This is a genomic window from Microbulbifer sp. A4B17 (assembly GCF_003076275.1).
Taxonomy (GTDB): domain Bacteria; phylum Pseudomonadota; class Gammaproteobacteria; order Pseudomonadales; family Cellvibrionaceae; genus Microbulbifer.
The window spans coordinates 2,981,181-2,994,913 of sequence record NZ_CP029064.1 but is presented as its reverse complement, the minus strand read 5'-3'; the positions used below and the strand labels follow the sequence as shown (position 1 = coordinate 2,994,913).

Annotated in this window: 9 protein-coding genes; 6 read left to right on the top strand and 3 right to left on the bottom strand. The window is 48.3% G+C overall.

Features of this window, described 5'->3' with window-relative positions:
- Positions 1-267: 267 nt before the first annotated feature.
- From BTJ40_RS13290 to BTJ40_RS13275, 4 genes are all read left to right on the top strand, one after another.
- Entirely contained in the window at positions 268-714 is a 447-nt protein-coding gene (locus tag BTJ40_RS13290) for a helix-turn-helix domain-containing protein (RefSeq protein ID WP_020415217.1), read from the top strand.
- 111 nt (positions 715-825) lie between these two features.
- On the top strand, positions 826-1,158 hold the full coding sequence (gene yajC, locus BTJ40_RS13285; protein ID WP_108733553.1) for a preprotein translocase subunit YajC: 333 nt from the start codon (positions 826-828) through the stop codon (positions 1,156-1,158).
- A 370-nt stretch (positions 1,159-1,528) separates the two neighbouring features.
- Positions 1,529-2,554 carry a D-cysteine desulfhydrase family protein gene (locus BTJ40_RS13280; protein ID WP_108733552.1) on the top strand — a complete coding sequence of 342 codons (1,026 nt, stop codon included), beginning with the start codon at positions 1,529-1,531 and terminating at the stop codon, positions 2,552-2,554.
- A 109-nt stretch (positions 2,555-2,663) separates the two neighbouring features.
- Entirely contained in the window at positions 2,664-4,322 is a 1,659-nt protein-coding gene (locus BTJ40_RS13275; RefSeq protein WP_108733551.1) for a sodium:alanine symporter family protein, read from the top strand.
- 126 nt (positions 4,323-4,448) lie between these two features.
- On the opposite strand, the gene BTJ40_RS13270 is transcribed toward BTJ40_RS13275, so the two are convergent.
- Together BTJ40_RS13270 and BTJ40_RS13260 are read right to left on the bottom strand one after the other, a co-directional pair.
- The gene (locus tag BTJ40_RS13270) at positions 4,449-6,608 is read right to left on the bottom strand and encodes a M4 family metallopeptidase (protein WP_108733550.1); all 2,160 of its coding nucleotides are present in this window, start codon (positions 6,606-6,608) and stop codon (positions 4,449-4,451) included.
- 423 nt (positions 6,609-7,031) lie between these two features.
- On the bottom strand, positions 7,032-8,366 hold the full coding sequence (locus BTJ40_RS13260) for a glutamine synthetase family protein (RefSeq protein ID WP_108733548.1): 1,335 nt from the start codon (positions 8,364-8,366) through the stop codon (positions 7,032-7,034).
- A gap of 190 nt (positions 8,367-8,556) precedes the next feature.
- Between BTJ40_RS13260 and BTJ40_RS13255 the strand changes: the two genes are divergently transcribed.
- Complete coding sequence (locus BTJ40_RS13255; protein WP_108733547.1) at positions 8,557-9,846, top strand: FAD-binding oxidoreductase; 1,290 nt, start codon at positions 8,557-8,559, stop codon at positions 9,844-9,846.
- Between the two features lie 59 nt (positions 9,847-9,905).
- Here the strand turns inward: BTJ40_RS13255 and BTJ40_RS13250 are convergent, their stop codons facing one another.
- A complete protein-coding gene (locus BTJ40_RS13250; protein ID WP_108733546.1) occupies positions 9,906-11,711 on the bottom strand; it encodes a M4 family metallopeptidase in 1,806 nt (601 codons plus the stop codon).
- Positions 11,712-12,647: 936 nt separating this feature from the next.
- Between BTJ40_RS13250 and BTJ40_RS13245 the strand changes: the two genes are divergently transcribed.
- Complete coding sequence (locus tag BTJ40_RS13245) at positions 12,648-13,550, top strand: 5'-nucleotidase (protein WP_108733545.1); 903 nt, start codon at positions 12,648-12,650, stop codon at positions 13,548-13,550.
- Positions 13,551-13,733 lie beyond the last annotated feature (183 nt).

The window sequence follows — 13,733 nt, the reverse complement described above, 5'->3', positions numbered from 1 at the left end:
CTTTCTTAATTCTTGGTCTATACTGGCAGTTGTAAAGGAAAGGTGCGCCGGCTAGAGAGAGTCTCTCTGCGGGAATTGCCGGAGCGGTTAGTTTAAAAATTGTACATCTCTGTGAAGGATTCGATGTCTGTTTTTTGGTGCATCCCGCATCACGTAGTCGTCCGCCGAAGTTGATGTTGTGTTGGTGTGGGCAGGGGCAACCGGGATTCGCTGGATGCGGACATAGAAAAATAACTGCGGCTCACGGAACTCAAAAGGAGCAGCTCGATGAACCATACTCAGCCCGACCAGACTTCGCTCTCTGAAGACAAATCACTTCAGCAGGCCAGAATATCCGGAGATCCGAATATTCTCGACCAACTGCTGGCCCCCCCCGAAGCAACCAGTTTTGGCATTGCCGCACGGGTGATAGATGTGCTGGAGCAGCGTATCGGTAAGGCCTCTCTCGCTATTCGCCCGGTAGCGTCCGACCTAAGTATGTCCACCCGGACTCTGCAACGCCGGTTGCAGGAACATAACCTCAGCTTCGCATCTTTGCGTGACCATGTTCGTTTTCGTCACGCTGTGCACTTCCTCAAAGATACTGCGCTGAGTGTCGATGGAATCTCTCGAATTCTCGATTTCTCTGATAGAACCAGCTTTACCAGCGCTTTTAAACGCTGGACCGGGATGTCACCCACTGGCTACCGCCGGCAGGTCCGCCAGAGATTCTGAGTGTGGATTGGTTTGGCCGGTCTTTATGGGATCGGCCCAATCCGTTGCCTCGGCGGGGTAAACCCGTTAGAGTTGGCGGCAATTTAATAGGCTGACTCTCCGAGGTTTTGCATGAGCTTTTTTATCCCCTCCGCTATGGCACAGGAAGCGGCGCCGGCACCACAGGGTAATCCAATGATAACCCTGCTGATGTTTGCGGGTTTGTTTGCATTCATGTGGTTTTTTATTATTCGCCCTCAGCGTAAGCGTCAGAAGGAGCACCAGGAGTTGGTTGGCGCTCTGAAAAAGGGCGATGAAGTCGTGATGAGCAGCGGTATGCTGGGTCGCGTTGACAAGGTCGACGAGGATTACATCGTACTGGAAGTTGCAGACAACATGTCTCTGAAGTTCCAAAAAGTCGCTGTGCATGCAGTATTACCGAAGGGTACGATTAAAAAGATCTGATTTTATTCAGGATTTATCTTTGGATGTCGTCACTAAAAAAGCCTGGCAATTGCCGGGCTTTTTTATTGCAGCTGGTTAAGGGAAGCTTGATTAGGTACATCGGGATGGCTTTGAGAGACCGTATAATTACTGCGGAATTATTGAAAGGCCCCTTAAGTTTTTCAAAATAAAGTTTCCTACAAAAAATTAGGCTGGGCATAAAGTGATATTTAGGCCGGCAAGTCATGTATGCTAAATATTAAAAACTGACCCTCTACTATCGCGGTTGGCAATCTGAATTCTATTGTCATAAAAAGTTTTGGGTGATCAGTGTTCTTCTGCAGGGTAGTCTGATGGAATTAGCAATTAATCAATACGGGTCTTACACGTTGTGCTTAATAGCCTGCCAATAGATTTGCCTGAGAGGCTATGTCTGGCAAACCTGCCAACACCACTGCAGTCACTGGATCGTATCAGCGATCTCTACTCCCTTCCTTATGGAGGGCCCAGAATTTGGATGAAGAGGGACGACCTTACCGAGTCTGGTATGTCTGGCAACAAACTGCGCAAGCTTGAGTTTGTTGCCGCTGAGGCCCGTTCAAAAGGTGCTCAGGTTTTAATTACCTGCGGTGGAATACAATCCAACCACTGTCGTACCACTGCATTGGTAGGGGCCCGTTTGGGATTCAGGGTTCAGCTGATTCTGAGAGGTGAAAGCCCCTCAATACCGGATGGCAATCTTTTACTGGGTCAACTTGCGGGCGCTGAGACTGCTTTTTATTCTCCAAAAGAGTATTCCCGAGATTTACCGACCCTGTTTGCTAACTGGGCAACGGAGAACCTGTCTCGGGGACAGAAGTCTTTTTGTATCCCTACCGGGGCCAGTGACGGTCTGGGGATCTGGGGTTATATCGCCGCCTCCCAGGAATTATTAGCCGATTGCTCTGATAGGGGGTTTGTTCCCGACCATATATTGTGCGCAACTGGCAGCGGTGGAACCCAAGCGGGTTTGACCTTGGGGTGCCACTTACTGCAGGCAAACGCTAAAGTAACGGGCTTCGCCGTTTGCGACAGCGCGAGTTATTTTCAAGCAAAGGTGCGTGAAGACATTTTACAGTGGGCGGCCAGGTCGGGAATCCCTATCGATTTGAAGTCCCTCGAAGTTTTGGTCAATGCCGACTACAGGGGGCCTGCCTATGGGGTGGCGGAGCCGGGGGTTTATCAAACTATTAGAGAGCTGGCTCATATGGAGGGGGTTCTTCTCGATCCAGTCTACACCGGCAAAGCTTTTCATGGCCTGTTACAAGAGTTAAAGAAAGGAAAATACAGGGGATCAGACAACCTGATTTTTATCCATACCGGTGGTCAGTTTGGCCTCTTTCCCTACCGGGACCACTTCCCTCTAGCGGCCGAATAATACGACATTGCTGTTCTAGTGCCGCGTAAGCTGCTAACCTGCGCAACAAATTACAGTTATATCTGTATATAAAACAAACAGAATTAAGTCAGAGTAGTGGGGGGTTAGTTTGGATTCCTTTAACAATCTGCTGTTGTTAATCGACGGCATGCTCGGCTCAGCACCTTGGTTTCCTTGGGTGTTGCTTGGAGTCGGTTTCTTTTTCACCATTTATCTTGGTTTTCCGCAGTTCCGCTATTTTGGACATGCGATCAAGATTGTACGCGGTAAGTACGACAAGCCCGGTGACCCGGGTGATACCTCCCACTTCCAGGCACTGGCCACAGCACTTTCAGGTACCGTCGGAACCGGTAATATCGGCGGCGTTGGTTTAGCCATCTTCCTCGGTGGTCCGGCTGCGTTATTCTGGATGTGGATGACTGCTTTCCTGGGTATGACCACAAAGTTTGTGGAAGTAACCCTGTCCCATAAATACCGTATTAAAGCGGCGGATGGTTACTACGCAGGTGGCCCCATGTTTTACATGGAGCGCCGCCTGAATATGAAATGGCTTGCAGTACTCTTTGCTATTGCCACCGTTATCTGTTCATTTGGTACCGGCAGCTTACCTCAGGTAAACAATATTGCTCAGGCAATGCACGATTCCTTTGGCGTTGAGAAAGCGTTGACCGGCGGGATCCTGGCGATTCTGCTTGGTATGGTAATTATTGGCGGCATTACCCGAATTGCCAAAGTGACCTCCACCATCGTTCCCACTATGGCAGTAATCTACGTGGTTGGTGCCCTGGCCGTTATTATCTACAACTACGAAAATATCCTGCCGTCTTTTGGTGCTGTTTTCCGCGATGCCTTCACCGGTAGTGCGGCTGTAGGTGGGTTCCTGGGTGCCAGCTTCGCCTATGCCTTTAACCGAGGTGTGAACCGTGGTCTCTTCTCAAACGAAGCGGGTCAGGGTTCTGCACCTATTGCTCACGCCGCCGCCCGTGCCGATGAGCCGGTTTCTGAAGGCATGGTTTCCCTGTTGGAACCCTTTATCGATACCATCATTATTTGTACCTTGACTGGACTTGTGATCCTTTCTTCCGGTGTTTGGACCGAAAAACATGAGAACCTGTTTGAAGGTGCAGATACTTACGTTGTAGCTGGCAGCTACGATGAGAAGAATACCCAGGATGTAGAGCAGTTATTCAAGTATTTGAGTAACCAGCCCAGCGATGTTAAAGCCTACAACGGTTCTGTGGTTGTAACCGATGGTCACCCCTTGAACAGCCAGGACTTTACCCTGATCCACGCGCGCTCTATTGCTGAAGACCTGGATTTCCGGGTAGGTGAGGACAGCTTCAGCGGTGTCCTGGATGTGAAAAATGGTAAGTTTGCCAATGAGGATGTGGATATCTGGGGTAAATCCCTGGTGCACTCTGTGGCCCTGACCAATCTTGCTTTCCAGCGCGGTTACTTTGGTGAATACGGTGGTTTAATCGTTACTCTGGGTATTCTGTTGTTTGCTTTCTCAACAGCTATTGCCTGGTCTTACTACGGCGACCGTTCAATGATCTATCTGTTCGGACCTAAGGCAGTGATGCCTTACCGAATCGTATACGTAATTGCTTTCTTCTGGGCTGCTATTGAGGACACCACTGTTATTTGGAACCTCTCTGCGGTAGCCATTGTGATTATGACCTTGCCCAACTTGTTTGGTATTAGTGTGTTGGCCAAGGAGATGAAGGATACCGTGAAGGATTACTGGAAAGACCCAAGCCATAAATAATTTGTCTGGGTTTGATTAAAAAAGGCGGCCAATATGGCCGCCTTTTTTGTTTGTGCACCGCCGATCCTTTGATCGGTCTAGAGCTTGCCCACCCAGCAGATACCTGCTGGGTGGAAATCAGCTCAATTACTCAGTGCTTGCACTCAGGGTAACGCCAGAGTAGGCAGAGTAAGCGCGGATACTGATATACCAGGTTCCAGCATCCGGATTACTGATGGTGCAGCTTTCGTCATTGCCCCACTGATAGGGACGGCAGTCGTACGCTGTACGGGTAGGCTCTTGGCTGTGGCGGACGTAGAGATCTGCATCCCCGCTGCCACCTTCCATTACGGCGCTAAGAGTAGAGGCTCCACTGGCAACCTCAATGGTGAAGTGCAGCCAGCTGTTGCGGGAACCGGAAAGGTTGGTTTCTTCCCAGCTGTCGCTACCACCACCGCCACCACCACCACCGGTGTAACTGCCTACCAGGGTGACATCGGAGAAGGAGGAGTAGCCGCGCACCATGACGTAATAGGTTCCGCCCTGTAGATCAGCGTCAGCGATATCACAAGTTTCATTGTTGCCTGAAGTGTACGGACGGCAATCATATGTACTGGTGGTTGGAGCATTGCCAAAGCGAACATAGAGGTCGGCATCACCGCTTCCGCCTGACATTGCAAAAGACAGGCCTGTGGCATCTGCGGGTACATCCAGGGTGAAGTGAACTTCATCACCGCTGCTACCTTCAATGTCGGTCTCGGTGACTCCGTTTTCTAATTCTCCGCCTTCGTTACCACCACCACCACCGCCACCACCACCACAGCTGCTGGTGGAAACGCCTACCGTGGAGAATGCGGCAACAACGTCATCAGTGTCGTAACCTAAATCTGATGCCGCAGAGAAAACACCACAGGCACCATCTTCAAAATCAGTATTGGCACTCCAATACATCTGGTTGGCAAGAACAAAGGGGTCGAATGCTGTGCGGGTATTCCAGCCACTGGTGTTAGCCAGTAGGTAGAAAGCCCGATTGAAGACGCCGGAGCTGTAGTGCACGTCCATGCCGTTGTAGTAATCATCGGCATGTCCGATGGAGCTGCCATCGTCAGTTGGATCTTCAAAGTAGCGGAGTGCTCCGCTGGACTTAAAGATTTCGGCCCCTACCAACCAGTCATTGCTGCCGCGCATATAGTACTCGGCAGCTTCACCGGCAATATCAGAGAAGGCTTCATTGATACCGCCGGATTGATTGTAGTAATTCAAGTCAGAGTTTTGCTCGGTAAAGCCGTGGCTGACTTCGTGAGCGGAAACATCGAGGCTAACCAGTGGATAGAAGTAGCTCTGGCCATCACCAAATGTCATCTGGCTGCCATCCCAGAAGGCATTCTCGTAGTTGTTGCTGTAGTGCACCCGCATTCTCAGTTTTTGTGTGAGAGGGGATGTGTTATACCAGTCGCTATAGAGATCAAAGACGACACCGCCAAAGAAGTGTGCATCATTGAGTGGTGAATAAGCGCCGTTGATTGACTTATAGTCATTGTCTGGGCAGGTAAACGAGTGAACGCTGCCGCCACTCGTGCTGTGGTTCATATCAACGGTTTCTACATTGTCCGTATCCATGGCACAGCTGTCATCAACAATCATGTAGGGGTAATCAGTACCATACTCGTAGCGCCCGGTCTTTGCGTTGCCCCCTGGGCCTGTCGCATTTTGTGCAAAGTTCAAGCCGTCCCAATGCTTGAGGACTTCACCGGTCATCGCATCGATAAAGTAGAAGGGGCGTGTGGGTTCATCGCCGTACTCAACCCAGTTGACCAGGTAGGCCAAGCGAGCATTGTCTTGCTCATCGATATAGACGTAGAGTTTCTTTTTGGGGTTATGTGCTTCCAGCTTCAAAGCTTGAACTGACAAAGCTCCCTGGATAACGCCCTGCTGCGCGCGCCAGTTGATCTGGTGATCCATTGCCCGCTCAATAGCATTTTCTTCATTGATAAATGCTTTGATATTGGGTACTTCCAGTTCCAGCCCAGTGATGACATTGCCGCGAACCTCAGTAATCAGACCCTGCCCGGAGCTGGTTACTGTTTGGCCGTAGACAGGAATGCCTTTGTGAGTCTGTTGATAGCGGGCTACGGTTTTGCCATTGACGAGAGTGCGCTCACGAACTTTCTCGAGCGCCATATCCGACCCGCCGCTGGCAGCTAAAGTTTGCGGTGAGAGCATATCCGCTGTTGCGGGTACACGCTCAACGGCATGTGCACTAATAGCCATGGCTAAAGTGCAGCTTAATCCTACAAAATGCTTCATTGCTAGCTTTCCCTTTTATAGCTTTTTTATATATGAATCCGCCTGAATACAGCCGGGTTTTCCCTTGTGGGGACCGTATTAAATCTGGCTGGCTGGTACAGGTCGGATTTTTGTGTGGTAAGACAGCAGAAGATAACCGTCGCCAGGGAAGGGACCGCGGTTGCGGCAGTGGCGTTCGCTTTCTCAAACCGGTTGCCCAAATTTATTGAGCAACCTGAGATTACCCTGCGTACGCATGTAGGCAACAAAAAGGTGATAGCAAACTAATATATTTTAATTATTTTCGATATTTTTGCTTGTATTGTCACAAATTAGGAAGTGATGTCCTGCCGGTTCGTTAGGGAAAGTGAGTTGTTTTTTCCGAAAAAATAAATTTGGCGGTAACAGTTTATTATTTCTGTTAGCTTTTAGTGGAACGGTTATTTATACATTTAATAATAGAAATTCCCTCTCCCATGAGCTGATTACCCGGTTGAATTCCTCGTATTCATTTCGCTTGATTGCGCTCCAGGCTTTTATGAATTTTATGCCAAACATTTCTGTCGCTTCATCGCAATCTGATAAAAGTGTTAGAGCGTGTTCCTGAGTTCGGGGAAGGGTAATTGCCTCTTTGGAGCAGTCGCCCTGGTAAGGTGCGCTCGGTGCGACTTTATTGGTCATTCCCAAATATCCACAGGCAAGGGACGCAGCTATAGCAAGGTAGGGATTGCAATCGGCGCCAGGAAAACGATTTTCAAGGCGTTTACTTTGCGCTGAACTATCGGGAACTCGCAGGCCTGTTGTTCGGTTGTCGTAACCCCAATGGAGGCTGGTGGGTGCAGCCATTTCAGGTGTAAAACGGCGATAAGAATTTACGTTTGGAGCAAAAAAACTAATAAATCCTGGGGTGTATTTCTGCATGCCGCCAATAAAATACAGGAAATTATTGCTCTCTTTTCCGTTGTTATCGACAAAAATGTTTTTTCCGGTTTTTCTGTCCTCTACGCTCTGGTGGAGATGTAGGGCGCTTCCCGGCTCATCCTCCATGGGCTTTGCCATAAACGTTGCATAAATACCGTGTCGCAAAGCTGTTTCGCGCACCGTGCGTTTAAAAGTAAAAACCTGGTCCGCCAGCTGCAAAGGGTCACCGTGCAGAAAGTTAATTTCCATCTGCGCTGTGCCTGATTCGTGAATCAGTGTATCGACATCAAGCCCTTGGGCTTCGCAGAAATCATACATATCCTCAATAATGGGTTCGTATTCATTGGCTGCGTCAATACTGTAGGACTGTCGGGTTTTTTCTGTGCGTCCTGACCTTCCTACAGGTGCCGACAGTTTTTCGTCCGGGTCCAGGTTTCTTTTTACAAGGTAAAATTCAACTTCCGGAGCGACAGTAGGTTTCCATCCTCTGTCCGCATATTTTTCGAGGACAAACTTTAAGATATTTCGGGTGCTGATAGGGTGTGGAGATCCATCGCGAGAATGACAGTCATGGATGATTTGTGCTGTTGGATCGTTGGCCCAAGGGTTCAAACGCACCGAGTTCGGATCTGGTATTAGAAGCATATCGGTGTCTGCGGGATCAACGAGCTCATTGTGTTCGTCGACATAGTCTCCGGTAACGGTTTGCACCAGAATACTTTCAGGCAGGCGACTATCTTGAGTTAAGAATTTGTCGGTAGGAGTGAATTTTCCCCTGGCGTTACCTGACATGTCGGGAACAAGGCACTCGACTTCTGCAATGTTGTGGTTTGCCAGCCAGGTCGTAATTTTATCCATTGGTTAGCCGTTGGTTGCTGTTTCTTCCTGAGTTCACTGTCGAGATCAGCGCCTCTAAATCGTGTGCTGTAACTGATTGCTCCTTGCTAAAGGAACTATATACTGCCGGTTGTAACCGAGCTGTGTATTTAAGTGGCGGTGAGTGATATCGGGAAAAAATGAGGGTAAATAAAATTGCAATAGGGTGGCTATGAAAGCGTTGCATGGGCACACGGATTCCTATTATGCCGCGACAGCTAACGATCCCCAGGAATATCCACATCTGGAGGGGGAGGTAGAAGCGGATGTCTGTATCGTGGGTGGTGGCTATACCGGGCTCTCCAGTGCGTTGCACTTGGCTGAACGTGGATATCGTGTCGTACTTCTGGAAGCTGAGCGGATTGGTTGGGGAGCGTCAGGTCGGAACGGTGGGCATGTCGGTGTTGGGCAAAGGAGAGGTCAAGGTGATCTGGAAGCTATGCTCGGATTCGAAACCGCCAAGCAGTTCTGGGATTTGAGTATCGAGGCTGTTCAGTTGGTGGAGAGTCTTATTGTCAGACATCAGATTCAATGTGACTTAAAGCGCGGAATTATGCACCTTGCGGCGAAGGTCAGTCACGATAAATACCTGAAAGATGAAGCAAAAAAACTCAGAGAGAAATATGGATACAGGCAAGTAGAATATATAGATAAAGAGGAAGCTCAGAAGCTTGTGGGTAGCAAGCGATATCTTGGCGCGCAGATGGATTTGGGCTCATTGCATCTGCACCCCCTCAATTTTGCTTTGGGTCTTTCTCAAGCTGGTGCCTCGGCTGGAGTCAGGTTTTTTGAGCGTAGTAGCGTGCAGGGCTATTCGAGAGTTCCTCCCTTCAGGGTTAAAACTGCGAGGGGGCAAGTAAAAGCAGAAAAGCTGGTTATAGCCTGTAACGGCTATTTAGAAAATCTGGAGCCTCGCTTGACGGGGCGCATAATGCCTATTAATAACTTTATATTGGCAACAGAACCCTTGTCGGAAGACCTTGCAAGCGAACTTATCGCCAATGATTTTGCGGTGCAAGATACCTTATTTATTATCAATTATTGGAAACTATCTGGTGACAACCGGTTAATTTTTGGCGGGGGAGAAAATTATACCAAGCGTTTTCCGAAAGATATTCGTAACTTCGTGCGTAGGTATATGTTGAAAGTTTACCCTCAGCTGAAAAATGTTGGCATTGACTTCGGTTGGGGGGGAACGTTGGCCATAACTATGAATCGAATGCCCTGTATGGGGCAGTTAAACCCGGGTTTGTATTATAGTCAGGGGTATTCCGGGCACGGAGTGCCAACTGCAACTTTTGCCGGCAAGCTTCTGGCCGATGCAATTTATAGTGAGAGTGAAGGCTATAAAGTGTTTTCAGCGCTTCCCAAAATTGATTTTCCCGGCGGGACTTTACTGAGGTGGCCGGGTTTGGTGTTGGGGATGCTTTATCATAGTTTGCTGGACCGGATTGGATATTAATTGAGAAAGAACTCAAAGAAGGTGCCGACACGCAAGCGTGTCGGCACTGGCCATAAAGGTTACTGGCTTTGGGCGGAGAGTGTTACTTGTCTGTACGAGGTATAACCTTGAATACTGATATACCAGGTGCCAGCAGCTGGATTGCTGAAGCTGCAGCTTTCATCATTACCTGTTACATAGGGTCGGCAGTCCCAGTTACTGGTAGTTGGTGTAGCGCCATAGCGGACATACAGGTCGCCATCACCATTACCCCCAGACATATCTACGGTCAAAGACGAAGCACCGGAAGGTACATCCAGGGTGAAGTGTTGCCAGCTATTGCGGCGTCCGGATAGATTGGTCTCTTCCCAGCCTTCAGTTTCTGAACCCCCGTCATCACTACAGCTGCTGGTAGCTACGCCCACAGTATCGAATGCGGCTATAACTGTTGCGGTATCATAGCCGAGATCTTCAGCTGCAGACACGGCACCACAGGCACCCTCAACAAAGTCTGTACTTGCATTCCAATAGGTTTGGTTGGCCAATACAAAAATATCGAAGGCGCTCTGGGTGTTCCAGCCACTTGAGGTGGCGATCAGATAAAAGGCCCGGTTAAATACGCCTGAACTGTAGTGCACATCCATGCCATTGTAGTAGTCATCTGCATGGCCAATAGATCGACCGTCCTGGGTGGGGTCGTCCATATAGCGGAGCGCACCACTGGCCTTATAAATATCGGCTCCCACCATCCAATCATTAGTGCCTTTCATATAGTACTCGGCAGCTTCACCGGCCATATCGGAAAAGGCCTCGTTGATGCCGCCAGATTGATTGGCATAGGTCAGGTTTGAGTTTTGCTCAGTAAAGCCGTGGCTTACTTCATGGGAGGATACATCCAGGCTGACCAGTGGGTGGAAAGTTGTATAGCCATCACCGAATGTCATCTGGCTGCCATCCCAGAATGCATTCTCGTAGTTGTTACTATAGTGAACGCGCATTCTCAATTTCTGTGTGAGTGGCGATGTTCCATACCAGTCACTGTACATATTGAAAACTACATTGCCAAAGAAGTGGGCATCATTAAGGGGGGAGTATGCACCGTTGATCTCTTTGTAATCGTTCTCGGGGCAGGTGAAGGAGAAAATACTACCGCCACTGGTACCGTGGTTCAAATCCACAGTTTCGACATTATCGGTGCTCATGGAACAGCTGTTATCCACCTCCAAGGCAGGATAGTCAGTCCCGTATTCATAGCGTCCGGTTTTTTCATTGCCGCCAGGACCTGTAGCATCCTGGAATGCCAAACCGTCCCATTGCTTAATTACCTCTCCGGTGAGCGCGTCAATAAAATAGAAGGGCCTGGTTGGCTCTTCTCCATATTCCACCCAGTTTACCAGATAAGCCAAACGTGCCTGGTCATTTTCGTCAACGTAAACATAAAGTTCTTTATTTTTGTTTTGCGCATTGAGTTTTAACGCGGGCATAGACAGTGCCCGATTGGTAGAACCTTTTTGTGAACGCAAATTCAACTGATGAGTCATGGCTCGTTCTATTGCGTTATCGGCATCAATAGTGGCTCTCGCGGTGGGGACTTCAAGTTCAAGCCCCGATAGCACATGCCCTTTTATTTTTTGAGATAAACCGTGTTTGGCACTGGTGACTGTTTTTCCCCAAACAGGAATGCCTTTGTGAGTTTGCTGATATCTCGCAACAGTTCTTCCATTGGGAAGTGTGCGTTCGCGTACCATTTTCAACTTCATGTCAGAGCCGGCAATTGAAGCCAGTGACTGATTGGAAAGCAGGTCTGGTGTGACGGGGATACGTTCCGCAGCCTGGGCGCTAATGGCCAATGCGAGCGTGCTTGCTACTCCTAATGAATATTTCATTTTAGGTTTCTCTTTATGATTATTATTTATCTGGCCAAAGTAAATCAGGAGCTTCTGGCGAAGCTCAATTTGTGGCGGTTACTGGATTTATCGGCCTGTTGGTTTTCACCGTCGAAATTATCCTGCACTACCTTTTGGAACCCGTATGGATACGGTGTTGCTGGAATTTCTGAGGTGTTTTGTTGCCATTACAAGGCGGAATAACAATATCCGTAACTATTATTTCTGACAATATGCAGTTGTCGTGGAATTTGCCATTTAAAAATTTATGTTTTTATTTTGACGTGTGTGTCACAAATTTTTTGTTTTTATGTTCGGTTAATAAAGAGAGGTCTGATGGGTGGTTTTGTCACTTATTGCTGAATTTGGGTGGGTATTTTTTTTAATTTTTGGTTGGGTTTTTATTTTGCATGGAATGCTTAGGCTTGGTGCAAGATTCGCCGGTTTGATTTAAATTGCACATAACGGGTGCTTTATTTTTATTTGGGGTAGGTTTTTATTTTTAAAGGTAAAACTAAAGAATTAAATTTAATTAATATTTTTAATTCCTATTGCTTAGTGGGTTTTTGTTTTCATGGTGTAGGTTTGCTTGCTTACTTCTAAATTCAAAAAAATTTGGAAATAAGTCGGAGGTGCTTTTGTTTAAGTTTCTAAGATGTCTTGGGTTTCTTTTACTTTTTCACCTCAAAGTTTAAATTGTCTCAACCCGGATGGTAGGGTTTACCGAGAAAAATATTGATATAAAATTGACTTGGTGGTTTCCCGCTTAGCGATATCGTCGCATTTGTAGATTTTAGCCTTGTGGTTTACCTTAAGCGCTGGTCTTGCTGCCAAAGGGTGCGGTAGACAGAGGTTTTCTTTATAGCAATCTACATCTGTCACTTACAGGTGGAGAGTTATTGGTTCCGAGAGATTCAATGATGTGGAGGTGACTTAATGGCTACACGCCCCGACAAGTTAGTAATCGCTATTTCCTCCCGGGCTCTATTTGATCTTAGTGATAGCCATAGAGTCTTTGAGGAGCAGGGCTTGCATGCCTTCTCTCATTATCAGGTTGAGCGGGAAAATGACATACTGAACAAGGGGGATGCTTTCCTCTTGGTAGAAAAATTCCTGAAGATCAATGAGCTTCTTGAGGGAGAGCCTAGAGTCGAGGTGATTCTACTTTCAAGAAATAGCGCAGATACTGGGTTGCGAGTATTCAACTCCATAGAGCATTACGGTCTGGATATAACAAGAGCCGCTTTTTGTAATGGTGAAAGCCCGTATCGTTATATCGGCCCTTTTGGTTGCAATCTGTTTCTTTCCGCAGATGGTGCCGATGTTCGTTTGGCTTTGGAGCAGGGGGTCGCTGCCGCAACCCTGGTAGCGGGGGCGAGTCGCGAGAACCAGAATGATGTTTTGCGGTTTGCATTCGATGGTGATGCCGTGATCTTCTCAGATGAGGCTGAGCAAATCTACAAAAGAGAGGGGTTGGCGGCCTTTACTGAAGCCGAACGCATGTCGGCACAGAAACCCCTGGGCGGTGGGCCTTTCAAAGGGTTTCTCGAAGCACTGCAGCGATTGCAGGCAGAATTTGAAATGGATACCTGCCCCATTCGAACGGCTCTGGTCACCGCTCGTTCCGCGCCGGCCCACGAGCGTGTTATCAGAACCTTGCGAGCCTGGGATATCCGGGTGGATGAGTCGGTTTTTTTGGGGGGATTGCCAAAAGGCGAGTTTTTGCGAGCCTTTGGTGCTGATGTTTTCTTCGATGATCAGCCCAGCCACTGCGCCTCTGCCGCCGAACATGTAGCGACGGGACATGTTCCTCATGGAATAGCCAATATCGAGGCCTAGTCCTCTCAATATTGGGAATATTACGTATCTGCCGCTTGGGGTGTTTCATGTTTTTGTGAGTTTATAGCCCTATTTTGGTGCACCGTCGCTACCCACTAGAAAATAAAGCCGTCAGAAAGAGTGGGATCACCCAAAGTTGATTGACACTTTCGTCTCTACCACGGATATTCAACCGTCCATTGG